Raw genomic sequence first — 24,773 nt, forward strand, 5'->3', positions numbered from 1 at the left:
GCCTCGGCATTCTTGAATTATTTTTGGCTTTTTACAAATTATCATATTACACAAGTTTATTGACAAATAAAACATCTTTTTCTATGTTTCACGTGAAACATTATGTAGCATGAAAAAAATAAAAGTGTTATAATTTATTAGAAAAGAATCAGATTCAGAAAGAACAAAAAGAGCAGTCTGGAAAAAGATTAAAACTGTCTTGAATATGAACTTGACGTTTTGATTTTATAATTATATCAGCTGGGAGATGACTCCCACCTCTATAGGTGGTGAGAAACAAGCTGGTATCAGTGGTGGGAGTCAATCCCCCAGCTGATATAGCCTCCGGCAGGATTGCAGAGGCGCGCAGGAGAAGTATGTCATGCAATTGCATGACGCGCACCTCGCAGCAAGAATGCCTCGGCATTCTTGAATGACGTGTGCCAAGGTCTTTCATCTACTTATGAGCAAACTCATGTGGAGTTAGACTTGTACTAGTATCATGATATATAGTTGCTGAGTTCAAACATTCATGATAATATAAGTACAACAGTTTATGTGAACATATATATTTGCAGATCGAACTGTAATGTAAGTCAAAAAATTAATTCTTGATTTTGGTATCAAAAGGAAATAGGGGAGTTTAAATAGAAGTAACACAAGAAGGAGGAAGAGCATTGGGGAGAATTATAGCTGTTGCCAACCAAAAAGGTGGCGTAGGCAAGTCTACAACAGCAATTAACCTTTCAGCGTGTCTTGCCGAATGGGGGAAAAAGGTTCTTACAATAGACATTGATCCGCAGGGAAATACTACCAGTGGATTAGGTGTTGATAAAAACTCAACAGAGAATACTTTGTATGAACTTCTGTTAAATGAAGCAGAAATAGAAAATACAATTGTGAAAGATGTGGTACAGAACGTGGATCTGATACCATCAAATATTAATCTTTCGGGTGCAGAAATAGAACTGGTTGGTATTGATGAAAAAGAGTATATATTAAAAAAGATTATAGATAAAGTAAGAGATAATTATGATTATATTATCATGGATTGTCCCCCTTCATTGAATATGCTTACAATCAATGCATTGACAGCTGCTACTTCTGTACTGGTACCTATTCAGTGCGAATATTATGCGTTGGAGGGACTGTCACAGCTGATCCATACGATTGAATTGGTAAAAGACAGATTGAATAATTCTCTGGAGATTGAAGGCGTTGTATTTACCATGTATGACGCAAGGACAAATTTGTCGTTACAGGTAGTAGAAAATGTAAAGGATAATCTGGATCAGAATATCTATAAAACTATTATTCCAAGAAATGTCAGACTGGCAGAAGCTCCCAGCTATGGTCAGCCAATTACAATCTATGATTCGAAGTCAGCAGGCGCAGAAAGCTATCGCCTCCTGGCTGAGGAAGTAATCAACAGGGAGGGTGAGTAATGGCGGCAAAGAAGACAGGATTGGGAAGAGGATTAGATGCTTTGTTTCCTGAAAAGAACGGAGAGAAAGTAAAAACAACTGCTAAAAAAGAAAATACTTCAGTAGAAACGACAGAAATATCTGTGAAAAGTAAGGATTCACATGGCGAAGATAACAAGTCTGTGTTAACCGTGAAAATTTCAAAGGTTGAGCCAAATCGAAGTCAACCAAGAAAACAGTTTGATGAAGATGCATTGTTAGAACTTTCAGAGTCCATTAAACAGTACGGAGTTTTACAGCCACTACTAGTGTCCGACAAAAAGGACTATTACGAAATCGTTGCAGGCGAAAGAAGATGGAGAGCTGCAAAACTGGCAGGATTAAAAGAAGTGCCGGTAATTATAAAAGAGTTAAGTGACCAGCAGGTTGTGGAAATTTCACTGATTGAGAATATTCAACGGGAAGATTTGAATCCTATTGAAGAAGCTATGGCATATAAGCGTCTAATTGAGGAATTTTCGCTGAAACAGGACGAGATCGCAGAAAGAGTATCAAAGAGCAGGACTGCGGTTACAAATTCAATGAGACTTTTAAAATTGGCTCCCAAAGTGCAGCAAATGCTGATTGATGAAATGATTTCTGCAGGCCATGCCAGGGCAATCCTTGCGATTACAGAACCAGACACACAGTATTCCGTTGCAATGAAGGTATTCGATGAAAAACTTAGTGTTCGGGAGACTGAAAAACTGGTAAAGAAGCTTCTTGAGCCTGCAAAAGAAAGAAAGGGAAATGTAGGCAGTACTACAGAGGATGTGATCTATGAAAGTCTGGAAGAAAAAATGAAAGGAATCATGGGCACAAAGGTTCATATCCAAAGAAAAAAGAATAATAAAGGAAAAATTGAAATCGAATATTATTCAAGAGATGAGTTGGAAAGAATTATTGAGCTGTTTGAATCTATCAGATAAGGAGAATCTATGAGCAGTATTTTTGACAGCATGGGAATCGATCCAGGAATTATTATCATTATATTGCTGATCCTCACATTAATTCTCCTGGCAAATGTGTTGGGCAGCAAAATGCGTCTCAGTCGATTGGAACGTAAGTACAAAATGTTCATGAAAGGCAGCGATGCCCAATCACTGGAAAAGGTATTTGTGAGAAAATTTAATCAGATTGACCGGCTTTATGAAGCAAAAGAGGATCATGAACATGACATTAGTTTTATTAAGCATAATATGGAAACCATGTTCAGCAAATATGGGATAGAAAAGTACGATGCTTTTGATGATGTAGGTGGAAAATTAAGTTTTGCGCTTGCCTTACTTGACAAAGATAATACAGGTCTTATACTAAATGCAGTGCATAGCCGTGACAATTGCTTCCTGTATTTGAAAGAAATAGTAAAAGGCGAATCATATGTTGTTTTAAGTCAGGAAGAAGTTGAAGCATTGAGAAAAGCTGTTAATTTTGGCCTTGGAAATCTTGAGACTGAGGAGTAAAATAGTGTGGTATCAATGCTGAGATAGATCGTTGTTATAAAACAACAAAGAAATAAACTTGAAAAGAACGCAAAACGAAAAACAGAAAAAAAGTGACGTTTTCTATACAATAAGATCATGAAAAAAAGAAAGTATATCAAAAGGAATATTAGTATCAGGAGGACATTATGTTAGACATTAAATTTGTAAGAGAAAACCCGGAAGTAGTAAAACAGAATATTCGTAATAAATTTCAGGATAATAAGCTTGAACTAGTAGACAAGGTACTGGAACTGGATAAAGAAAACAGAGAAATCAAACAGGAAGTCGAAGCACTGCGTGCACAGAGAAATAAAATTTCCAAGCAGATCGGAGCTCTGATGGGACAGGGCAAAAAAGAAGAGGCAGAAGAAGTAAAGAAACAGGTAGCTGCATCTGGTGCACGTATTGAGGAGCTTTCCGCAAGAGAGAAAGAAGTAGAAGAAGAGCTTCTGAAAGATATGATGGTTATTCCGAATATTATTGATCCATCTGTTCCTATTGGAAAAGATGATAGCGAGAATGTTGAAATTGAAAAGTTTGGAGAGCCGGTTGTGCCGGATTATGAGATTCCATATCATACGGATATTATGGAAAGCTTTGACGGGATTGACCTTGATAGTGCAAGAAGAGTTGCCGGAAATGGCTTTTATTATCTGATGGGCGATATTGCCAGACTTCATTCCGCAGTAATCGCTTACGCAAGAGATTTTATGATCAACAGGGGATTCACATATTGTGTACCGCCTTTTATGATCCGCAGCAATGTGGTAACAGGCGTTATGAGTTTTGCTGAGATGGATGCAATGATGTATAAGATCGAAGGTGAAGATTTATACCTGATCGGAACCAGTGAGCACTCCATGATTGGTAAATTTATTGACCAGATTATCCCAGAGGAAGAACTTCCAAAGACTCTTACAAGTTATTCTCCTTGTTTTCGTAAAGAAAAAGGTGCACATGGACTGGAGGAGAGAGGCGTTTACCGCATCCATCAATTTGAAAAACAGGAAATGATCGTTGTATGCAAGCCTGAAGAAAGCAAAATGTGGTTTGAGAAGTTGTGGCAGAATACAGTAGATCTGTTCCGTTCTTTGGATATTCCGGTACGTACCTTGGAATGCTGTTCCGGTGATTTGGCAGATCTTAAGGTAAAATCCCTGGATGTAGAGGCATGGTCCCCAAGACAGAAAAAGTATTTTGAAGTAGGAAGCTGTTCTAACTTGGGCGATGCACAGGCACGCCGTTTGAAAATCCGTGTAAATGGAGCAGATGGAAAGAAATACCTTGCACATACCTTAAATAATACTGTTGTAGCACCGCCAAGAATGCTGATCGCATTCCTTGAAAATAATCTGAATGCAGATGGAAGTGTTAATATTCCAAAAGCACTTCAGCCATATATGGGTGGAATGACAAAAATCGAGAAAAAGTCCAATAAATAATACACATATGTAAGGCGTTTCCAGCACAATATTGAAGCGAAACAAGAATGCATTGATATTTTAAATAATAAAGTGTCATTAAACGTACAGCAAAACAGGAGGTGTTTTCGTGCACAGCTATTTGAGATCAATCGGATTTTCAAAGATCACAAAAAGAAAAGAAATGCAGGAATTGATCCGTGACGTGATTGATTCTTATGACGAAAAATATGTTGTGGAGAACCATCCGGATGGTACTTTTGCTGAATTCTCTAAAAATTATGGATGTGATTGCGGGATCACCGTCTGCGGACAGTATGATGAAGACAATCAGTTTCAGGTGGAATATTCCTTCCCCTTTTTTAGGGGGACAGGGATTACCACGCAGGAGAAAGTTACGATTGAACGACATGCGGATAAGGAATCTTTTGCAGGTGCTTGTGATGATCTTAGAATTGGTGTAACATTGATTTTTTATTTGCAAAATCCTGCAGAATATATACTTGAAAGTTCAAAGGGAACTTTTGGCGGGCAGCCATTGACCCTTACCGGACTTGCCAAAAAGGGAACAATTCTCCTGCCTGTTCAGAAAGATAAGGAAGCAGTGATAGTGGCCCAGGAATCGACAAGAAATCGTACCAATTTGATCGAGGCTGCCAGAAATGGTGACGAGGAAGCCATGGAAAGTCTGACAATGGAAGATATGGACACTTATTCAATGATTTCCGAGCGAATTGTGAATGATGATATTTTGACTATCGTCGATTCCTATTTTATGCCATATGGTATTGAATGTGACCAGTATAATATTATGGGAGAGATCAGAGATGTTGTAAGCTTCCAGAATGTGCTTACAGGTGAAAACCTTTATCAGATGACCGTGGAAAGCAATGATATGCAGTTTGATATATGCATCAACAAACAGGATCTATTTGGAGAACCGCAGGTGGGAAGAAGATTTAAAGGAATCATCTGGCTTCAGGGACAGCTGCATTTTTAAAAGCTAAATTTGATTTAGACCTTGCCTTTTAGGTGCAAATATAGTACAATTGTCGATGTGGTTTTGGAATATATAAAATCGCATGTGTCGTCATAGCTCAGCTGGATAGAGCACTCGCCTCCTAAGGTTGCGTTACAACGGCCACCTCAAAAAAAACTAAATAAGGGATTGCAGTTCGACTTTGATCGGGCTATAATCATATATCAGACACGTCCATATAGCTCAGCTGGATAGAGCACACGCCTCCTAAGCGTGGGGTCGGAGGTTCAAATCCTCTTATGGACGCCAGTGAACAACGCCGAAAGCCTTTGTTTTCAAGGGTTTTCGGCTTTTCTTATATAAAAAGCTACGAAAAAGCTCTTTCACTGTATGAGATAAAATTCTACTCCAAAATTTGATTTTTGACAACCCCTCCAGAATCGAACGGTTGTTATAAGACAAAATCGCCAGCTAATTTTTAGCAGAAAACGGGCTGTTCTTGCTAATGAAAATGCCCTTCCTGCTAATCAGCCCCAAAATCGTGCCAAAAATCCAGCTAATCAAAAAAGGCGGATGTTTTGAATACCATGCAGTTATAGCAGATAAAATTAAATATCGTTATGTACATAGAGCGTCTATTTGCCCCGCATTGGGGATGGATAGGCGCTCTTTTTTTATGCCCAAACCCATGGGCAAATACAAGAGATTGGAGGTGTTTTATTTGAGCAAGCCTGTTTATACCGCAGACAAGCCGAGCGACTGTCATTACTGCTACTTCTGGACGAATGGCAGAAAGGGCTGCCGTCTGGGTAGAAATAATTGCTACTACTTAATCTCTTTGCCGCCGAAACCCAAGTCGGAATGTGATGGCTGTCCCTATGGGCGAGATCACCCGTGCATTGGTTGGTGTACGAAGAAGGTTATGCGTGAAGTGGGGCTTCGTTGATATGGATGTGTATGAACAGGAATACCGCTTCTACTATTTTGCCCGATGTCCTTACGAAAAGACGGATACGACTTTCCGCAGCATTCCGCTGACAACAGAAAGTTTTCCGCAGAAAGAAGGTGGTGAAGCCGTGTGAGTTTTGATTATTTTTACGGTCAGCAATCCGATCTATTCACATTCTATCGAGTTCCGAAGGTGTTGTTCACGAACGAGAGGTTCTGGAATATTTCTGCCGATGCCAAGATGCTGTATGGCATTTTGCTTGACCGCATGAGCCTGTCTGCCAAGAATGGTTGGATAGATAAAAACGGTAGAGTGTATATCATTTTTACAATCGACGAAGCGAAGATGGCTCTGAACTGTGCTGAACAAAAGGCTATCAAGCTGCTCAGTGAACTTGAGAAGAAAGCAGGATTGATTGAACGTAAGCGCCAGGGTTTGGGAAAGCCCAACCTGATCTATGTGAAGAACTTTATCTCTGCTGTGGATTCACAACTCTTGAATTGTGAAAATCACAATTCTGGAACAATGGAAATCACAACTCAAGAACTTCCGAAATCACAATGTAATAATACTGATATTAAAAATACTGAATTTAGTGATACTGATTCTATCTTTCCTTCCGGAAATGGTGGAATGATGGACGAGAATGACCGGTATCAAGAATACTTTGATTATTTCTCGGATCAGCTTAGTATGGATTTGTTGAAGAAGGATTACCCTTACGATTCCGAAATGCTGGATAACATTCTGGAGTTGATCGTTGAAACAGTTTGCACGAAGCGACCGTTGATTCGCATTGGTGCAGAGGAGCGTCCGGCAGAAATTGTCCGCAGTCGGTTTATGAAACTGAATGCCGAACACATTCGATATGTTATGGACTGCTTCAAGGAGAACACCACAAAGATTAGAAATATCCGTCAGTATATGCTGACTACGATATACAATGCGCCGACGACAATAGACACCTACTACGATGCTCTTGTTCGGCACGATATGTCACACGGATATTTGGAAGGAGGATTTAAGAAATTGAAAATGAAGCGAGAGGAAGGAGAGTGACGATAAATGTCGAAAAAAGCAACCATCATTGCGGTGGTCAATCAGAAAGGAGGCACTGGAAAGACCACCACCACCGAGAATCTGGGCGTTGGCTTGGCTCTTGAAGGAAAAAAGGTGCTTCTGGTAGACACCGATCCCCAGGCTTCCCTGACGGTCAGTTTGGGCAATCCCTGCCCGGATGATCTGTCTCCGACACTTTCCGATCTGATGGGAAAGATTATGATGGAAAACCCTATTACTCCCGATGAAGGGATTCTTCATCATCCGGAGGGCGTTGATTTGGTGCCGTCCAACATCGAACTCTCAGGTATGGAGGTAGCACTGGTCAATGCCATGAGCCGGGAAACCATTCTCCGGCAATACCTGGATACAGTCAAACAGAATTATGATTACATTCTTCTTGACTGTATGCCGTCTTTGGGTATGCTGACCGTCAATGCGTTGGCAGCTGCCGACAATGTGCTGATACCGGTTCAGGCAGCATACCTTCCTGCAAAGGGTCTGGAACAGCTGCTTGGAACCATCAACAAGGTCAAGAGGCAAATCAACCCGAAACTGAGGATTGAAGGGATTCTTCTGACGATGGTGGACAGCCGCACCAACTACTCCAAAGACATCAGCAATCTGATTCGGGAGAGCTACGGCGGAAAGCTGAAGGTTTACAAGACCGACATTCCCCGCTCTGTCCGTGCAGAGGAAATCAGCGCAGAGGGAACCAGTATCTTCAAGCATGATCCCAAAGGCAAAGTTGCCGAAGCCTATAAAATTCTGACGAAGGAGGTGTTAAACAATGCAGAAAAAAGGCGCAAACATCAGCTTGAAGGGGTACGATGATATTTTCTCCACCGATCAATCCAGAGCTGAAGCCCAGCAGGAGCGTGTGCAGGAAATTCCGCTTTCTGAGCTACACCCCTTTGAGGGACACCCCTTCCGTGTGGTTGATGATGAAGAAATGATGAAAACGGCAGAGAGCGTCCGAGATTTCGGAGTTCTCACTCCTGCGATTGTCCGTCCTGACCCCGACGGTGGTTATGAAATCGTTTCTGGTCACAGGCGGCACCGGGCATCGGAGCTTGCGGGTAAGGAAACCATGCCTGCGATTGTTCGTGACCTGGACGATGATGCAGCCATTATTTTGATGGTTGATGCGAATTTGCAGAGGGAGAGTATCCTGCCGAGTGAAAGAGCATTTGCTTATAAGATGAAGCTGGATGCGATTAAACATCAAGGTCAACGCACCGATTTAACTTCATCCCAAGTTGGGATGAAGTTGCAGGCAATGGATATAGTCGGTCAGGAGGCAGGAGAAAGCAGAAATCAGGTACACCGTTATATCCGTCTGACCGAACTGATTCCGGAACTGCTGGATATGGTAGATACGGGTCAGATCAAATTCAATCCTGCGGTGGAGCTTTCCTATCTGGCAAGTGAAGAACAGAAGGATTTTCTTTCTGCAATGGATTATGCTCAAGCAGCTCCTTCCCTTTCGCAAGCACAGCGAATTAAAAAGCTCGCACAGGAGGGCGAGTGTACGCTGGATGCGATGTGCGAGATTATGAATGAAATCAAGAAGGGAGAGCTGGACAGAGTAACCTTCAAAACGGATTCGTTGCGAAAATACTTCCCGAAGTCCTATACCAACAAGCAGATGGAGGATAAAATCATTCAGCTTTTGGAGCAATGGCAGAAAAAAAGAGAAAAATCAATGGAAAGGTAAGGTAAAAAATGTTTACACCCAAAAACATTCAGGGCGCTTTGGAAGAACTCTACGACCTTTGCGATCCTGATTATATGGTAGATATGCTCGTAAACTACAGTGAGGAGTTCGATGATATTTCTCCTGCGCTTCTGGCAAAGTCGTTTCAGAAAAATGCCGAGATGATTAGCGAGTATCGAGTATTGTCCTCTGCTGGTGAGGGTATCGACTATCAGGGAAAGGTACTTCTGAACAGCAGAGCCGTGCGGCTTCTGTCCTATGTAGAAGATATGAGCGGCGATGAAAAAGTTCGCACGATTCAGAGCAAGGAGCTGTGGTTAGCAGAAGATATGACATTCTATGTGGTGTCCTGTATGTCTACGATCACGATGGACAAGGAAGAAGCCATTTGTCTTAACGAACACCGCAGCGTGGTTACTACGGTGGAATGCGAGGACGATATTTTCTTCGACATGGGTTCCCTGATTTGCGAACTGGACGATATTTGCTTGTTCGAGCTTTTAGCCGATGTGGATGCGACTATTTATGAACTGTAACAGGTTCATGGATGGTCGCTTTTCTTATTTCCAAAGAAACGGAGGTATCGAAACTTGAAAGAATACGATGTGAAGATCACCGAAACCTTGGAGAAAACGGTTACGGTGCAAGCAGAATCTCACGATGCGGCAGAGGAACAGGTTAGAGCCGCTTATTACAATTCGGAGTACATTCTGGACTCCGAAAACTTTACCGGTGTTGCGTTCGGCACGACCGAGGAACGGGAGGTTCAGAAAGAACAGGCAGATACCATGAATGTGTTGCTGGTAAAGCCGTTCATGTATCCGCAGGCTGTGCAGATCGGCTGTGAGCTGGAGGATTTGCAGAAAGCCGTAGGTGGCGATATTGAGGCAACTTATCCGTTCAATGAGCCGGTTGCACTGGTGATGCACGACGAAGGTAAACTCGTAGGCAAAGAACTGAACCGTGCGCTGCGTGATGATGACGGCGATATTTATGACATTATCGCCGGTGATTTTCTGGTTGTGGGATTGGGCGAGGATGATTTTTGTTCTCTGTCCCCGGAACTGATGAAGCAGTTTGAGGAACACTTTCATCAGCCTGAGACTTTTGTACGCATGGGGCGCAGCATTATGGCGCTTCCCCTGCCGGATGACATGGTGAAGAAAGAAGATGCACCTGTCAAAGCTGATTCGGTTCCCCACAAAAGTAACCCTGACCGAGATGTTCTGTAAGGAGGTTCTTATGCAAAGAAATTCGACGATTGGAGAGCTGATGGAGCGAAAGCGGATTCAGGATGGTGCCAAGGAGTACCAGGGACATACCTATATGGACTTGGCACGATTTGATGACGCCACCAAGCACATGATTATTTTCGATGTGCTGACCGATGAATCGCCTGTCGGTTGGAAAGGCGAAAGAAATCGCCTGTATTTGAGCGATGTGGGTTATCAGAAGGCTCTGGATAACCAGAAAGCTGGCAATATCAAGATTATCAGCCATGCCGCAGTTGCCAAGGGCAATCTGTATTACGACCACAGAGATATGGCACGATAATCTGTTCACTCTACTGCTTGCAGGAGGTGATGAATCATGCAGGAAGAAGTTGAAAACAGAACAGTAAACCTGGCGATCAGCACAACCAAGCTGACGGGGCGCACTATCATTGCCGGTATCCGCAAGTATTTGCAGCACCGGGAAAAAGTGAAGATGAAAAAGGCACGAGACCCTGCCGTTCATGGAAAGCAATCCGTGAAACAGCTTTTGGGACAGAATCAGGGTGCTACGAATGTTGAGATCGACAAAGAGAGTATCCGTGATTTTGAAAAGCTCGCCAAGAAGTATGGCGTGGACTTTGCCGTAAGAAAAGATAAGTCCGTTGATCCTCCCCGGTTTCTTGTTTTTGTCCGTTCTAAAGATGCAGATGCTTTGGATGCAATCTGCAAGGAACATCAGGCAAGGGCATTAACCAAGAATGAAAAGCCGAGCGTTCTGGCGCAGCTGAAGAAGTTCAAGGAAATTGTCGCAGCGATTCCGAAGAAGGTTCGAGAGAAGAAACAGGAGCGTGATCTGTGATGGATAAGAGAAAAATGAAAAAGCTCCTGATTCTGAATTTACCGTATTTTCTGGTAGGGTTGTTCGCTACGAATTTAGGAGAAGCATGGAGATTGGCTGAGGGGGCAGATTCATCTGCGAAAATCCTCAGCTTTTTTCATGCCCTTCCGATAGCCCTGAACAATCCGTTTCCCAGCTTTCACCCGTTGGATTTGCTGATTGGTATTCTCTGCGGCGCAGGACTTCGGCTGGCTGTCTATCTAAAAGGCAAAAACGCAAAGAAGTACCGACACAATGTTGAGTACGGTTCTGCTCGTTGGGGAACGGCAAAAGATATTGAGCCGTTTATTGCACCAAAGTTCGAGGACAATGTGATCCTGACGAAAACGGAGCGGCTGATGATGAGCAATCGCCCGAAGAATCCTGCCAATGCCCGAAATAAGAATGTTCTGATTATCGGCGGTTCGGGTTCCGGTAAAACTCGCTTTTGGTTGAAGCCAAACCTTCTCCAGATGCACAGTTCCTATGTGGTCACTGACCCGAAAGGCAGCATCGTGATTGAGTGCGGCAACGCCCTTTTGAAGCATGGCTACACCATCAAGATTTTCAACACCATCAACTTTCAGAAGTCGATGCACTATAACCCATTTGCCTATATCCATTCAGAAAAAGACATTCTGAAACTGGTGACAACGCTGATTGCCAACACAAAGGGTGATGGAAAAGCCGGTGATGAGTTCTGGACGAAGGCGGAAACGCTGCTCTACTGTGCCTTGATCGGATATATCCACTATGAAGCTCCGGTTGAGGAACAGAATTTCTCCACCCTGATTGAGTTCCTGAACGCAATGGAGGTGCGGGAAGATGATGAGGAGTTCCAGAACCCGGTGGATCTGATGTTTGAAGCCCTGGAAAAGAAAAAGCCGAATCACTTTGCAGTCCGTCAGTATAAAAAATACAAGCTGGCTGCCGGCAAGACCGCTAAATCGATTTTGATTTCCTGCGGCGCTCGTCTGGCTCCTTTTGATATTCAGGAGGTCAGAGATGTGACTGCCTATGACGAGTTGCAGTTGGATACTCTCGGAGATAAGAAAACGGCGCTCTTTCTGATTATGTCAGATACGGATGCGACGTTTAATTTTTTGATCTCCATGATTTACACACAGCTGTTCAACTTGTTGTGCGAGAAAGCAGATGATGTGTACGGCGGCAGACTGCCGGTTCATGTGCGCTGCTTGATTGATGAGATGGCAAACATCGGTCAGATTCCCAATCTGGAAAAACTGGTAGCGACAATCCGAAGCCGTGAAATATCGGCTTGCCTTGTTCTCCAGGCACAATCACAGCTGAAAGCCATTTATAAAGACAATGCCGATACCATCATCGGCAACATGGATTCCCGAATTTTCCTGGGTGGTTCTGAGCCAACCACGCTCAAAGAACTGAATCAGGCATTGGGAAAAGAAACTATCGACACCTACAACACCTCCAACACCAGAGGTAACAGCCCGTCTTACGGCTTGAATTATCAGAAGTTAGGCAAAGACCTTGCGAGCGTAGATGAGCTTGCGGTTCTGGATGGCAGCAAGTGTATTTTGCAGTTGCGTGGTGTCAGACCGTTTCTTTCTGACAAGTACGATCTGACGCAGCACCCCAATTATAAGTACACATCAGACTTTGATAAGAGAAATGAGTTCAACATTGAGCAGTTTCTGAGTCGAAGGTTGAAGCTCAAGGCAGGTGATGAGTTTGTGGTAGTCGATGCGGATTAAGGAGGTTTCTGTTTGGAAAATCTGAAAACGGTATCTGCCCTGGTTAAGAACATCTTGGAACACGACCACAAGGCAAGAAATACCGACAATCATTTGTACCTGATGGTACTGGAACACTATTCCGGTCTGCGTGGCATCGACATTCATGCCATGACGGTTCCTGTGTTTTTGAAGGAACTGGATAGACGCAGCTTTCCGGGGTTTGAAACTGTCCGCAGAAGCAGACAGAAAGTGCAGGCAACCTACCCTGACCTTGCTCCCAGTGAAGCCGTAGGCAAGCGCAGAGCAAAAAATGAGGTTGTATATCGAGAATTTGCAGAAAGCGAGGTGTAAAAAAAATGACTTGGTGGATCACGGATACCTCTATTGGGCAGCGATTGAAGTTCGTTAGACGATTTCGCCGCCTTACCCAGAAAGAGCTTGGACTCCTGATGGGGTATTCCGAGAAAACAGCGGATGTCCGTATTGCTCAGTATGAGAAAAACGCTCGAACCCCTAATGCAGAAACCACAGCGAAACTCGCAGAGGTTCTGAAGGTTTCACCTGTCGTTTTTTCACCGACAATCTGTGCTTCTCGTGAAGATTTGTTGCAGTCAATGTATTGGCTGTTTCTTATGAAAGGTGGTGGTGATATATATGATTGTGAAACTGAATATGCAAGAAGCAGAATGGAACAGAAACTTGGCGTGATAACCGTCGAGGAGTTCCTTGAAAAGATTCTCGTAAACTAAGCCTTCCGTCCGGTTTTGATGCCGGTAGTACGGAGGGCTTTTTCTATTCTCAAAACAATTTCAAATTTTAGGAGGAAAATATTATGGCATTTTTCAATAGCGCAGTAACCGTTCTTCAGACTCTCGTTATCGCTCTGGGCGCAGGTCTTGGCATCTGGGGTGCAATCAATCTGCTTGAGGGCTACGGCAACGATAACCCCGGCGCAAAGTCCCAGGGCATGAAGCAGCTCATGGCTGGCGGCGGTGTTGCCCTCATCGGCACCACCCTTGTACCTCTGCTCTCCGGACTGTTCGGTTAATCACAAAACAAGGAGGTAATCGCCTTTGGACAGCATACTCCAACAGATCACAGACTGGCTGAAAGAAATGCTCGTTTCAGCTATTATGGGAAATCTGTCGGGGATGTTTGAGTCCGTCAACAACCAGGTTGGCGAGATAGCAACCTCCGTTGGCATGACCCCGGCGAATTTTTCGCCGGGTGTCTTTGCCATGGTACGAAACATCTCCGAGTCAGTGATTATCCCAATCGCAGGCTTGATTCTGACCTTCATTGCCTGTTATGAGCTAATTCAGATGATTATTGACCACAACAATCTGGCAAATTTTGAAACCTGGATCTTCTTCAAATGGGTGTTCAAGACTTTTGTTGCGGTCATGTTAATCACAAACACATTCAATATCACGATGGCTGTGTTTGATGTGACACAGCACGTTATAAACGCAAGCGCCGGTATCATATCCGGAAATACTGCCATAGATGCTTCGGCATTGGAAACAATGGAAGAAACGCTGATGGCAATGGATTTGGGTCCTTTGCTCGGCTTGTTCCTGCAATCCTTTATCGTGCAGGTCACGATGTCCGCTTTGGCAATCATCATCTTTGTGATCGTCTACGGTCGAATGATTGAAATTTATCTGATGGTCAGCCTTGCCCCGATTCCGCTTTCCACTTTTGGAAACAGAGAACAGAGCAATATCGGACAGAATTATCTGCGTTCGCTGTTTGCAATCGGATTCCAGGGATTCCTGATTATGATCTGCGTGGGCATTTATGCGGTGCTGATTCAGTCTATCGCATTCAGTGATGACATCATCGGTTCTATCTGGGGTGTTATGGGCTACACCGTCCTTTTGTGCTTCACCCTGTTTAAGACTGGTTCGCTTGCGAAGGGTGTATTCAGCGCTCACTAAGGGAAGGAGGAAATTGTTTGGCAGCGTATATTCCCGTACCTCGTGACCTGACGAGGGTAAAAACAAAAGTGTTCTTCAATCTGACGAAACGGCAGTTACTTTGCTTTGGTGCGGCGGCGCTCATCGGAGTGCCGATTTTCTTTCTGGTCAAAGCAACCGGAAATGTGAGCCTTGCAGCACTGTCCATGATGATCGTCATGTTACCGTTGTTCTTTCTGGCAATGTATGAAAAGGATAGTCAGCCGTTGGAAGTGGTTGTAGAACACTTCATTCAGACCAAATTCGTTCGTCCCAAGGTTCGCCCTTATCAGACGGACAACTATTATGACGCTTTGATGCGTCAGTACAAACTGGAAAAGGAGGTTGAACGAATTGTTTTTCAAAAAGAAGCCACAGGCAAGAAACATCAAAATGCCTGCAAATCTGAATCGGAAGCAGCAGCGAGAAATTAAAGCTGTTGTGGAACGGGCAAAGAAGGACAACGGTATTCCGCAGACTGCACAGCAGTCCATTCCCTTTCAGAGAATGTTCCCGGATGGCATCTGCCGTGTCACTGACAGTTATTACACCAAGACCATTCAGTTTCAGGACATCAACTATCAGCTGGCACAGCAGGAAGATAAGACTGCCATCTTCGATGAGTGGTGCAGTTTCCTGAATTTCTTTGACAGCTCCATTCACTTTGAGCTTTCCTTTATGAACCTGAGTACCGATGCTGAAAGCTTTGAAAAGAGTATCCGTATCCCGTTCAAGAAGGACAGCTTCAATCCCGTCCGTGCCGAGTATAGCCAGATGCTGAAAAAGCAGTTGGCGCAGGGCAACAACGGCTTGACCAAAACCAAGTACCTGACATTCGGCATTGAAGCCGAATCCATGCGGCAGGCAAAGCCGAGACTCAACCATATCGAAAACGATCTGCTCAATAACTTTCGGCGTTTGGGTGTCATTGCCACTACCATGAACGGCAAAGAGCGGCTGCATCTGATGCACTCTATGTTCCACATGGGTGATAATGATAAGTTCTTCTTCGATTGGAAGTATCTTGTGGAATCCGGGCTGTCCGTAAAGGACTTCATTGCTCCGACGGCGTTTGCCTTTAAGACCAACCGCACCTTCCAGATGGGCAGTATCTTCGGTTCGATGTCTTATCTGGCAATTACGGCATCAGACCTGTCTGATCGTATGCTGGCGGATTTTCTGGATATGGAATCCACGCAGATCGTGACCATGCACATCCAGTCGGTTGACCAGACTGCGGCGATTAAGACCATCAAGAGAATCATCACCGAGCTTGACCGTTCCAAAATCGAGGAACAGAAAAAGGCTGTGCGTTCTGGCTATGACATGGACATTATCCCATCTGACCTTGCTACCTATGGTAAAGATGCGAAGTCACTTCTGAAAGAATTGCAGAGCCAGAATGAGCGAATGTTCATGGTGACATTTCTGGTGCTGAACACCGGGCGCACCGAGCAGGAACTGGAGAACAATGTGTTCCAGGCACAGAGCATCGCCCAGAAGCATAACTGCAATCTGCGTCGTTTGGATTTTCAGCAGGAATCCGGACTGATGAGCAGCCTGCCTTTGGCACAAAACCTGATTGAGATTCGTCGTGGCCTGACTACCAGTTCCACGGCTATTTTTGTGCCTTTCACCACGCAGGAGCTGTTCCAGAATGGTGGAGAAACGCTCTATTACGGGCTGAATGCTCTGTCGAACAACCTTATCATGGTGGACAGAAAGAAGCTCAAGAACCCCAACGGACTGATTCTGGGTACTCCCGGTTCCGGTAAATCCTTTTCCGCAAAGCGTGAAATCACCAATGCGTTCCTGGTTACGGATGACGATATTATCATCTGCGACCCCGAAGCGGAATATGCGGCTCTGGTTCACAAGTTCAATGGTCAGGTGGTAAAAATCAGCTCCTCCAGTACCAACTATATCAACCCTATGGACATCAACCTGAACTACTCTGAGGATGACAACCCGGTAGCACTGAAAGCTGATTTTATCCTGTCCCTCTGTGAGTTGATTATGGGCAGTAAGGATGGCTTGCAGCCTATCGAAAAGACGGTTATCGACCGTTGTGTGCATCAGATTTACCAGAGATATTTCGACAATCCTGCCCCTGAGAATATGCCGATCCTTGAGGATTTGTATGATGCCCTTCTGAAACAGGACGAAAAGGAAGCCCACCATGTAGCGACCGCCTTGGAAATCTATGTTAAGGGTTCTCTGAAACTGTTTAACAACAGAACCAATGTGGATATTCAGAATCGTCTGGTGTGCTTCGACATTAAGGAGCTGGGCAATCAGCTGAAAAAAATCGGTATGCTGATCGTTCAGGATCAGGTCTGGGGGCGTGTAACTGCCAACCGTTCTGCCGGTAAATCGACCAGATATTATATTGACGAGTTCCATCTGCTTCTGAAGGAAGAACAGACGGCAACCTATTCCGTAGAAATCTGGAAGCGATTCCGTAAATGGGGCGGCTTGCCGACCGGTATTACTCAGAATGTCAAAGACCTGCTTCGTTCCCCGGAGATTGCCAACATCCTCGAAAACTCTGATTTCATCTATATGCTGAATCAGGCAAGCGATGACCGAAGTATTCTGGCACAGCGGTTGAACATTTCGCCGCATCAGCTGTCCTATGTAACCAACTCCGGTGAGGGCGAAGGACTTCTGTTCTATGGCAATGTGATTCTGCCGTTCATTGACCGATTCCCGACAGATCTGGAACTGTATCGCATTATGACCACGAAGTTAAACGAGGTGGCACAGGAAAAGGAGGCGTAATGTATGGCGAAAAGACCTACACGACTCCGTTTTACCGAAGATGACCTTGCAGATTCTCATGTGAAGAAAGCTGCCGACCGTGCAGATAAGGCGGTTGATAGGGCTGAAAAAGCGGCAGACAAATTGGCTTCTAAAAAGGCAAAGCCGAAGCTAAAGCTGGAAACAGATGCAGCCGGTTCCCGTAAAGCAAAGCTCCGTTTTGAAAAAGCGGAGTTTACGGAAATCGAGCGCCCATCTGTGGCAAAGCACATGGCAAGCCGTGGTGCCGCAGTCACGCTCACATCCAAAGCACATCGGGCGGTGTCAGAATATGAGGATGATAATATCGGCGTTCAGGCTGTGCAGGAAACGACCAAGGCTGTTGAATCCACTGTCTATACCGTCGATCATGCCGTTTACAGTCACAAGCTGAAAGCCTACGACAAGGCGGAAAAGCTGGTTGAGAAGTCAGATAAAGCAAATGTAAATGCCCTGTATGAGAAGTTCAAAAAGGACAACCCCGATGCCGGTTCCAATCCCTTTTCCCGTTGGCAACAGAAAAGGGCAATCAAGAAAGAATATGCTGCCGCCAAAGCCGGTAAGAATACCGCTTCGACAACGGCTTCTGCATCTAAGGGTGCAGGCAAGGCAACGGGCAAAGCAGCTCAGGGAGCCAAGAACATCACAGAAAGAGTAACGGAGTTCTGCACCACACACTCTAAAACGATTCTGTTTGTTTTGATTGCCGGACTGCTTTTTATGATACTCTCAGGGATGTTCTCGTCTTGTTCGGCTATGTTCCAAGGCGGCACACAGATCATTCTGGGAACTTCTTTTACTGCAAAAGAGGAAGATATTATTGGTGCGGACAATGATTACAAGGCTTTGGAAGCTGCGCTCCGCAATAAAATCAATAATATCGAGCGTACTCATAGCGGATATGACGAGTACCGGTATGACCTTGATGAAATCAACCACAATCCTTATGAGCTGGCGGCGTATTTGACGGTGAAGTTTGAGGATTACACCAGAGATGAGGTGCAGGCTACCCTGCAATGGCTATTTGAGCAACAATATGAGCTGACCCTGACGGAAGTAGTAGAGATTCGTACACGAACAACATCTTCTACTGATCCCGAAACGGGAGAGACAACAACAGAGGAAGAAGATTACGAATATTATATTCTGAATGTGAAGCTCAGAAATAAGGGCTTGAACAGTGTGATTTCAAATTCCGGCTTGTCGGAAGATGATATGGAGCGATATAGAATTTTGCTTCAGACAAGGGGCAACAGACCGGATATTTTCGGAAATGACATTTACGCCACCCCTGGCGGCGAGTACACCGATTATGATATTCCGGGCGAAGCGCTGACAGACACAAGATTTGCCAATATGATTCGGGAAGCTGAAAAATATCTGGGATACCCGTATGTGTGGGGCGGCAGCAGCCCGTCTACCTCCTTTGACTGCTCCGGATTTGTTTCCTATGTAATCAATCACTGCGGAAACGGTTGGAGTGTTGGTCGTTTGACCGCAAACGGTTTGATGGGCGTATGCGACATTATCCCGAAAAGCTCTGCCAAACCGGGAGATTTGATTTTCTTCCAAGGCACTTATGATACCTCCGGTGCATCACACGTTGGTATCTATGTTGGCAATGGTATGATGATCCACTGCGGAAACCCCATTTCCTACGCTTCTATCGAATCGAATTACTGGCAACAGCATTTTTACTGCTTCGGCAGAATCAGAAACTAAAGGAGGGATGGCGATTGAGTGCCAAGTTAGACAGAATAGGTGCAGACCTTGAAAAAGCCCGTAAGAAACGGGCAGAATGGGATGCTAAGGTGAAAGACCTGGAACGCAGATACCGTGAGGAGGAAAATTCCGAAATCCATGAGATGGTTCATGCTGCGAACCTGAATCCCGAACAGCTTTCCGAGCTGCTCCGTATGTTTGCTGCGGATATGGCTCCGAAGCCTGATACGATCAATACTATGAATGAGGAGGAAACGCAGAATGAGATTTAAGAAAATTGGAGCCGCATTGCTGGCGTGTGCAATGTGTTTTGGCGTGTTTTCTACAACGGCATTTGCCTATGTAGATGAAAGCGTAGCGACTGAAGAACCTGCGGTCGAAGAAAAAGTTCCCGAAACAGAGCCGGAGGAGCCGATGCTACCGCTTACTCCCGACGGCAATCTGACTTTGGTTGATGACGCTGGCTCGCCTACGAAAAGCGGAAAGCAGTTCATTACCGCTGTAACCAAAAACGGAAACTACTTCTATATCATCATTGACCGTGATGATAAGGGCGAGGAAACCGTGCATTTTCTGAATCAGGTGGATGAAGCCGACCTGCTCAAGCTGATGGACGAGGAAGAAGTTGCAGAGTTCACCAAGCCGGTTGAGGAAACAAAGCCGGAAGTAGTTGAAACAGTTCCTGAAATTACAGAACCGACACCGGAGGAAAAGCCGAAATCCACAAATATGCTCCCGGCGATTCTTACTCTGATTGTGCTTGCCTGTGGTGGTGGATTCTTCGTATTTAAGAAAGTCCAGGAAAAGAAGAAGGCACAGGAAGCGGCAAAGCCTGACCCAGATGCTGATTATGTGGACGATGACGAGGACTATGGGTACGATCCGGAGTTTGAGGACGACGATGAAGATAGCTCCGTCGATGAAGATGATAATGAACCTGTGTAAACAGGATAGGCTTGATGCCTGGGGCAGCCTTCGGGTTGCCTTTACATAGTTTCCGCTTTCAAAAAATAAAAAAATTTGCGTTTTTGAAAGTGACATCTTGCATATACTATTAGCAGACAGTATAATAAGTACAGCGAAGCGGTTTCGAGAAATGAAAAAACTTCAATTTTTGAAAGCGGGTGACTATATGAAAACAATCACGAGAGCAAAATATCTCGATAGAATCATTGAACTGAATGGTACTCCTGACATCAAGATCATCACGGGCATTCGTCGATCTGGTAAGTCCAAATTGATGCAGGCGTATATTGCGTATCTGAAAAGCAATTTTGAAAACATCAATATTATCTTCATCGACTTCATGGATTTGGCGTATGAAGAAATCAAGGAATACCATGCCTTACACGCCTATGTGGAAGAACATTATCAGGAAGGAAAAACGAACTACCTGTTTGTAGACGAGGTTCAGATGTGTCCCAAGTTTGAGTTGGCAATCAATAGCCTGTACTCTAAGGGAAAATACGACATCTATGTAACAGGCTCTAATGCTTTCCTGTTGAGTGCAGATCTGGCAACTCTGTTTACCGGACGCTATATTGAAATTCATGTGTTTCCTTTCAGCTTCCAGGAATATTGCCAGTATTATGATGATATTAGTGACAAAGATAAGCTCTTTGATGAGTACGCTATCAAGGGCGGTTTAGCAGGTTCCTATGCTTATAGAACCGAAAAAGACAGAACAAACTATATCAAAGAGGTCTACGAAACGATTGTTACAAGGGATTTGGTACAGAAATATACTCTCCCGGACACTTTGGTTTTACAACGTCTGAGCGAGTTCCTTATGGATAATATCAGCAACCTGACTTCTCCGAATAAGGTCAGTCAGCTACTGACAGCAAATGAGACTCCAACCAATCATGTAACCGTCGGCAAGTACATTAAGTATTTGTGCAATGCTTTTGTATTTTATGATATTAAGAGATATGACATCCGAGGTAAGAAATACCTTGAAAGCTCTGAAAAGTTCTATTTGTGTGACAGCGGTATTCGATATGCAATACTGGGAAGCAGAAATATAGACTATGGCAGAGTATATGAAAACGTTGTTTGTATCGAGCTTCTTCGCCGTGGATATGATGTCTATGTCGGCAAGCTCTATCAAAAGGAAATCGACTTTGTTGCTCAGAGAGGTAGCGAAAAGATTTATATTCAGGTCAGCGACAACATTTCCGGGCAGGAAACATTTGAGAGAGAATGCTCTCCTCTGCTTCAGATTCGAGACGCTTATCCGAAAATGATTATTGCCAGAACCAAACATCCCCAATATAGCTATGAAGGAATCGAAATTCACGATATAGCCGATTGGTTGCTACAAGAATAAGCAAGGTGAAATATCTCCGTCATTCTCTTTTGAAATGATGGAGATATTTTTATTATGACGGAGATTGTAGAACAGAAAATTGTATCAGGTTGCAAAAATCCTTTCCGAACTTTTTACATAGCAGTCATGCACTACGGTGTGTGGCTGCTTATTTTTTTGTGAAAGGAGCAGATGCAAATGAAATTAGTTTTGGCTGAAAAGCCTTCGGTTGCACAGAGTATTGCCAAAGTGTTAGGTGCTGCCAAGCGTGAGGATGGCTACTTAGAGGGAAACGGATATGTGGTCAGCTGGTGTGTAGGGCATTTGGTGGAGCTGGCACAGCCGGAAGTCTATGATGCGAAGTACAGCAAATGGGCTTATGCAGACCTTCCTATCTTCCCGATGGACTGGCAGTATGAGGTTTCTGCCGGTACGAAAAAACAGTTTGGGATTCTGAAAAAGCTCATGGCCAGAGAAGATGTTGCGAGTCTTGTGTGTGCAACAGATGCCGGTCGTGAGGGCGAGCTGATCTTTCGGTTGGTGTACCACAAAGCCGGGTGCAGAAAGCCGTTTGAGCGGCTTTGGATTTCCTCGATGGAAGATGTAGCAATCAAGGAGGGCTTTGAAAATCTCAGGTCTGGAACGGAATATGATGCTTTGTATGAAGCAGCACTGTGTCGAGAACGAGCCGACTGGATTGTTGGTATTAACGCTACTCGACTTTTTTCGACCCTTTACGGGCAGACCCTGAATGTTGGTCGTGTTATGACCCCTACCCTTGCTATGGCTGTTATGCGAGAAGCTGCCATTTCCGCATTCAAGCCTGAACTGTTCTACACAGTTCAGATTGGATTGGATGGTTTTACGGCTGCAAGCGAACGCTTCAAAACCAAGGCAGCAGCCGAAGCTGTCAAACAAAGCTGTTCGGTGGCAATCGTTCAGAAAGCTGAATGTAAGGAGAAAACAGAAAAGCCGCCTGCGCTCTATGACCTGACCAGTTTACAGAGAGAAGCCAACCGTGTGCTTGGCTACACGGCACAGCAGACCTTGGACTACACGCAGAACCTCTATGAAAAGAAACTGGTCACTTATCCCCGTACCGACAGCAGGTTTCTGACGGAAGATATGGCACATAGCCTGACCGACCTCGTAAAGCTGGCTTTCCACACATTCCCCGTGGAGGATGTGGATAACATACCAGTTCATGCAGAGCAGGTTGTGAATAACAAAAAGGTCACAGATCACCATGCCATCATTCCGACCAGAGAATTGCAGAAATGCAATCTGAGCGAACTTCCCAAGGGTGAACTTGCAATTTTGCAACTGATCTCGAATCGGTTGTGCGTAGCTGTTGGCGATCCGCACCGATACGCAGAGACAGTTATTGAGCTGGACTGTGGCGGTACCGTGTTTTCCACCAAAGGCAAAACTGTTGTGCAGGATGGATGGAAAGCTCTGGTTCAGAAAAATGATTCGACAAAATCCGACGAAAACGTGCAGACACTCCCTTCTGTTTCCGTTGGTGACGAAATGACCGTCAGCGGCACGGAAATCAAGGAAGGGAAAACATCTCCCCCTAAACACTTTACCGAGGATACTCTGCTTTCTGCTATGGAAACTGCCGGTGCGGACGAAATGCCTGATGAGGTGGAGCGCAAAGGTTTGGGAACGCCTGCGACCCGTGCCGGTATCATTGAGAAGCTGGTTCGCATCGGTTTTCTGGAGCGTAAGGGTGATAAGAAAACCAAACACCTGATTCCGACCCACAAGGGTACGGCTCTGGTAACAGTCATGCCGGAACAGATTCAGTCCCCATCCATGACGGCGGATTGGGAAGAAAAATTGTTGCTCATTGAGAAAGGCGAATATGCCAGCGAGGACTTTATGGACGAGATCAAAGATGTGATTGCCGGTCTGATTCAGAACTATGAAGTAATCCGTGATTCCGAGGTTATGATGTCGAAAGAAGCCAATTCTATCGGCAAATGCCCGCTCTGCGGCAGTGCTGTAGAGGACAAAGCCAAGGCATTTTTCTGTTCCAACAGAGCTTGCAAATTTGCCCTCTGGAAAAACAATCGCTACTTTGCGAGCATCGGCAAGAGCATGACTTCTGCCACGGCGCAGAAATTGCTTGGTTCCGGCAAGGTAAAGCTCAAGAATTGCAAGTCCGAAAGAACGGGCAACACCTTTGATGCCACCGTCTTTATGGAGGTATCAGATGATGGCAAAACGAAGTTCAGTATGGAATTTGAAAATGGAGGAAAGCGCAAATGACAAATGAGTACAACCCGGATGGTAAGGAAATCCGATTTATCGACAGCCATTATAAGGATTTGTTTCATATCCCCGATGGCAGCTGTGTGCAGATTCACTACCCGGATGAAATGGTTGTGAAGCCCTGCACCTTCATTGACGAGTATCATACGCAGATCGGATACAATGTGTTTCATATCTGCCAGTTTGCAGAAATTATGGAGCGCAACGGCGCAAGCTATATGCCGGAGCCTGAGATTATGGGCGATGAAGCCGCATGGAAGGTCGGAAAGGATAGAATCCTTGCGGTGCAGACCTGCGAAGATGGTTACGACTACACCCTGTTGGATGAAAACTACAACGAGATTGATGGCGGTCAGGTTGATAACCCTGAACTGTCCATGCTCGAAGTCCGCCGGGATATTCTGGAATCCTTCGGGCTGGAGCGCCGGGAACTGCGGGCAATGTTCTATGAGGATGTCATGGAGCAGGCTTTTGAAGTCGGCAGACAGGCGGTGGTGGTCAATGACCCTATCGCTGAGCTTGCTTTTAAGCTCGACCGTTTTGCAGAGAACTTCGACCCCTATGAATATATGGATCAGGTCGATGATGTGCAGGCGCATATCCAAGAAATCAAGGCAGATCTTGCCGCTGGTAATACGGCTCCGTATCGTGAGTTCCTGAATACAGCCATTGAAGAAGCCCGTGAGGAAACTGCGGTTGAGGTTGCCAAAGTGCTGAAAAGTCAGCTGGATAAGCTCGACTCTCCGAAGCGTGAGTCGGTCATGGAAAAACTGGCACAGGCCGCAGAAAAAGCTGCGCCTGCCAGTCCCTCTCCCAAACGCAAAGAGCCTGAACGATAAGGAGGACACGGAT

The 24,773-nt window shown here is 44.8% G+C and carries 26 protein-coding genes and 1 tRNA gene; all 27 read left to right on the forward strand.

The genetic code is table 11. The features are described from left to right. Window positions 1–656 precede the first annotated feature (656 nt). The 27 genes from G5B11_RS07420 (at window position 657) to G5B11_RS07550 (ending at window position 24,760) form a co-directional block, all read left to right on the forward strand. Window positions 657–1,424: a ParA family protein gene (locus G5B11_RS07420; RefSeq protein ID WP_173727413.1), complete on the forward strand. Its 768-nt coding sequence runs from the start codon at window positions 657–659 to the stop codon at window positions 1,422–1,424. Continuing rightward, window positions 1,424–2,371, forward strand: coding sequence for a ParB/RepB/Spo0J family partition protein (locus G5B11_RS07425; RefSeq protein ID WP_173727414.1), 948 nt, complete (start codon window positions 1,424–1,426; stop codon window positions 2,369–2,371). Before G5B11_RS07420 ends, G5B11_RS07425 begins: the two co-directional genes overlap by 1 nt. A 9-nt stretch (window positions 2,372–2,380) precedes the next feature. Further along, a complete protein-coding gene (locus tag G5B11_RS07430; RefSeq protein ID WP_158422174.1) occupies window positions 2,381–2,905 on the forward strand; it encodes a DUF4446 family protein in 525 nt (174 codons plus the stop codon). A 167-nt stretch (window positions 2,906–3,072) separates the two neighbouring features. Then, window positions 3,073–4,368, forward strand: a complete 1,296-nt coding sequence (serS, locus tag G5B11_RS07435; protein ID WP_173727415.1) for a serine--tRNA ligase — start codon at window positions 3,073–3,075, stop codon at window positions 4,366–4,368. A 109-nt stretch (window positions 4,369–4,477) separates the two neighbouring features. Beyond that, on the forward strand, window positions 4,478–5,347 hold the full coding sequence (locus G5B11_RS07440) for a DUF3881 family protein (RefSeq protein ID WP_173727416.1): 870 nt from the start codon (window positions 4,478–4,480) through the stop codon (window positions 5,345–5,347). A gap of 211 nt (window positions 5,348–5,558) precedes the next feature. Then, window positions 5,559–5,635: transfer RNA gene (locus G5B11_RS07445), tRNA-Arg, on the forward strand. 557 nt (window positions 5,636–6,192) lie between these two features. After that, window positions 6,193–6,408, forward strand: coding sequence for a hypothetical protein (locus G5B11_RS07450; RefSeq protein WP_009146480.1), 216 nt, complete (start codon window positions 6,193–6,195; stop codon window positions 6,406–6,408). Continuing rightward, window positions 6,405–7,334, forward strand: a complete 930-nt coding sequence (locus G5B11_RS07455) for a DUF6017 domain-containing protein (protein WP_002304312.1) — start codon at window positions 6,405–6,407, stop codon at window positions 7,332–7,334. Before G5B11_RS07450 ends, G5B11_RS07455 begins: the two co-directional genes overlap by 4 nt. 6 nt (window positions 7,335–7,340) lie before the next feature. Continuing rightward, window positions 7,341–8,168: a ParA family protein gene (locus G5B11_RS07460; RefSeq protein WP_002304313.1), complete on the forward strand. Its 828-nt coding sequence runs from the start codon at window positions 7,341–7,343 to the stop codon at window positions 8,166–8,168. Further along, window positions 8,125–9,051 (forward strand): ParB/RepB/Spo0J family partition protein, encoded by a 927-nt coding sequence (locus G5B11_RS07465; RefSeq protein ID WP_002304314.1) that lies wholly within the window; start codon window positions 8,125–8,127, stop codon window positions 9,049–9,051. Before G5B11_RS07460 ends, G5B11_RS07465 begins: the two co-directional genes overlap by 44 nt. Before the next feature lie 8 nt (window positions 9,052–9,059). Beyond that, on the forward strand, window positions 9,060–9,587 hold the full coding sequence (locus tag G5B11_RS07470; RefSeq protein WP_002304315.1) for a hypothetical protein: 528 nt from the start codon (window positions 9,060–9,062) through the stop codon (window positions 9,585–9,587). Window positions 9,588–9,641: 54 nt separating this feature from the next. Continuing rightward, window positions 9,642–10,283, forward strand: coding sequence for a DUF3846 domain-containing protein (locus G5B11_RS07475; protein ID WP_002588969.1), 642 nt, complete (start codon window positions 9,642–9,644; stop codon window positions 10,281–10,283). Window positions 10,284–10,293: 10 nt separating this feature from the next. Continuing rightward, window positions 10,294–10,605: a DUF5720 family protein gene (locus tag G5B11_RS07480; protein ID WP_002304317.1), complete on the forward strand. Its 312-nt coding sequence runs from the start codon at window positions 10,294–10,296 to the stop codon at window positions 10,603–10,605. 36 nt (window positions 10,606–10,641) lie between these two features. Continuing rightward, complete coding sequence (locus G5B11_RS07485) at window positions 10,642–11,124, forward strand: PcfB family protein (RefSeq protein ID WP_002304320.1); 483 nt, start codon at window positions 10,642–10,644, stop codon at window positions 11,122–11,124. Continuing rightward, complete coding sequence (locus G5B11_RS07490; protein WP_002588968.1) at window positions 11,124–12,875, forward strand: VirD4-like conjugal transfer protein, CD1115 family; 1,752 nt, start codon at window positions 11,124–11,126, stop codon at window positions 12,873–12,875. The genes G5B11_RS07485 and G5B11_RS07490 overlap by 1 nt, the downstream gene beginning before the upstream one ends. A 12-nt stretch (window positions 12,876–12,887) precedes the next feature. Continuing rightward, window positions 12,888–13,208 (forward strand): hypothetical protein, encoded by a 321-nt coding sequence (locus tag G5B11_RS07495; protein ID WP_002304332.1) that lies wholly within the window; start codon window positions 12,888–12,890, stop codon window positions 13,206–13,208. 5 nt (window positions 13,209–13,213) lie between these two features. Then, the gene (locus G5B11_RS07500; protein ID WP_002304334.1) at window positions 13,214–13,606 is read left to right on the forward strand and encodes a helix-turn-helix domain-containing protein; all 393 of its coding nucleotides are present in this window, start codon (window positions 13,214–13,216) and stop codon (window positions 13,604–13,606) included. 83 nt (window positions 13,607–13,689) lie between these two features. Beyond that, on the forward strand, window positions 13,690–13,905 hold the full coding sequence (locus tag G5B11_RS07505; RefSeq protein WP_002576404.1) for a Maff2 family mobile element protein: 216 nt from the start codon (window positions 13,690–13,692) through the stop codon (window positions 13,903–13,905). A gap of 25 nt (window positions 13,906–13,930) precedes the next feature. After that, window positions 13,931–14,797 carry a VirB6/TrbL-like conjugal transfer protein, CD1112 family gene (locus G5B11_RS07510; RefSeq protein ID WP_002304374.1) on the forward strand — a complete coding sequence of 289 codons (867 nt, stop codon included), beginning with the start codon at window positions 13,931–13,933 and terminating at the stop codon, window positions 14,795–14,797. 17 nt (window positions 14,798–14,814) lie between these two features. Continuing rightward, window positions 14,815–15,249 carry a PrgI family protein gene (locus G5B11_RS07515; RefSeq protein ID WP_002304375.1) on the forward strand — a complete coding sequence of 145 codons (435 nt, stop codon included), beginning with the start codon at window positions 14,815–14,817 and terminating at the stop codon, window positions 15,247–15,249. Then, window positions 15,209–17,596, forward strand: coding sequence for a VirB4-like conjugal transfer ATPase, CD1110 family (locus tag G5B11_RS07520; RefSeq protein WP_002588967.1), 2,388 nt, complete (start codon window positions 15,209–15,211; stop codon window positions 17,594–17,596). Before G5B11_RS07515 ends, G5B11_RS07520 begins: the two co-directional genes overlap by 41 nt. A 3-nt stretch (window positions 17,597–17,599) precedes the next feature. Further along, window positions 17,600–19,336, forward strand: coding sequence for a C40 family peptidase (locus G5B11_RS07525; protein WP_002304377.1), 1,737 nt, complete (start codon window positions 17,600–17,602; stop codon window positions 19,334–19,336). Between the two features lie 14 nt (window positions 19,337–19,350). Beyond that, window positions 19,351–19,608: a DUF4315 family protein gene (locus tag G5B11_RS07530; protein WP_002304378.1), complete on the forward strand. Its 258-nt coding sequence runs from the start codon at window positions 19,351–19,353 to the stop codon at window positions 19,606–19,608. Further along, window positions 19,598–20,281: a DUF4366 domain-containing protein gene (locus G5B11_RS07535; RefSeq protein ID WP_002578950.1), complete on the forward strand. Its 684-nt coding sequence runs from the start codon at window positions 19,598–19,600 to the stop codon at window positions 20,279–20,281. Before G5B11_RS07530 ends, G5B11_RS07535 begins: the two co-directional genes overlap by 11 nt. A 151-nt stretch (window positions 20,282–20,432) precedes the next feature. Further along, window positions 20,433–21,665, forward strand: coding sequence for an ATP-binding protein (locus tag G5B11_RS07540; RefSeq protein WP_002304383.1), 1,233 nt, complete (start codon window positions 20,433–20,435; stop codon window positions 21,663–21,665). A 177-nt stretch (window positions 21,666–21,842) separates the two neighbouring features. Next, entirely contained in the window at window positions 21,843–23,918 is a 2,076-nt protein-coding gene (locus G5B11_RS07545; protein ID WP_002578949.1) for a DNA topoisomerase 3, read from the forward strand. Then, window positions 23,915–24,760 carry an LPD16 domain-containing protein gene (locus G5B11_RS07550; RefSeq protein ID WP_002304387.1) on the forward strand — a complete coding sequence of 282 codons (846 nt, stop codon included), beginning with the start codon at window positions 23,915–23,917 and terminating at the stop codon, window positions 24,758–24,760. The genes G5B11_RS07545 and G5B11_RS07550 overlap by 4 nt, the downstream gene beginning before the upstream one ends. Window positions 24,761–24,773 lie beyond the last annotated feature (13 nt).

This window comes from Blautia glucerasea, assembly GCF_013304385.1.
Classification (GTDB): domain Bacteria; phylum Bacillota; class Clostridia; order Lachnospirales; family Lachnospiraceae; genus Blautia_A; species Blautia_A ammoniilytica.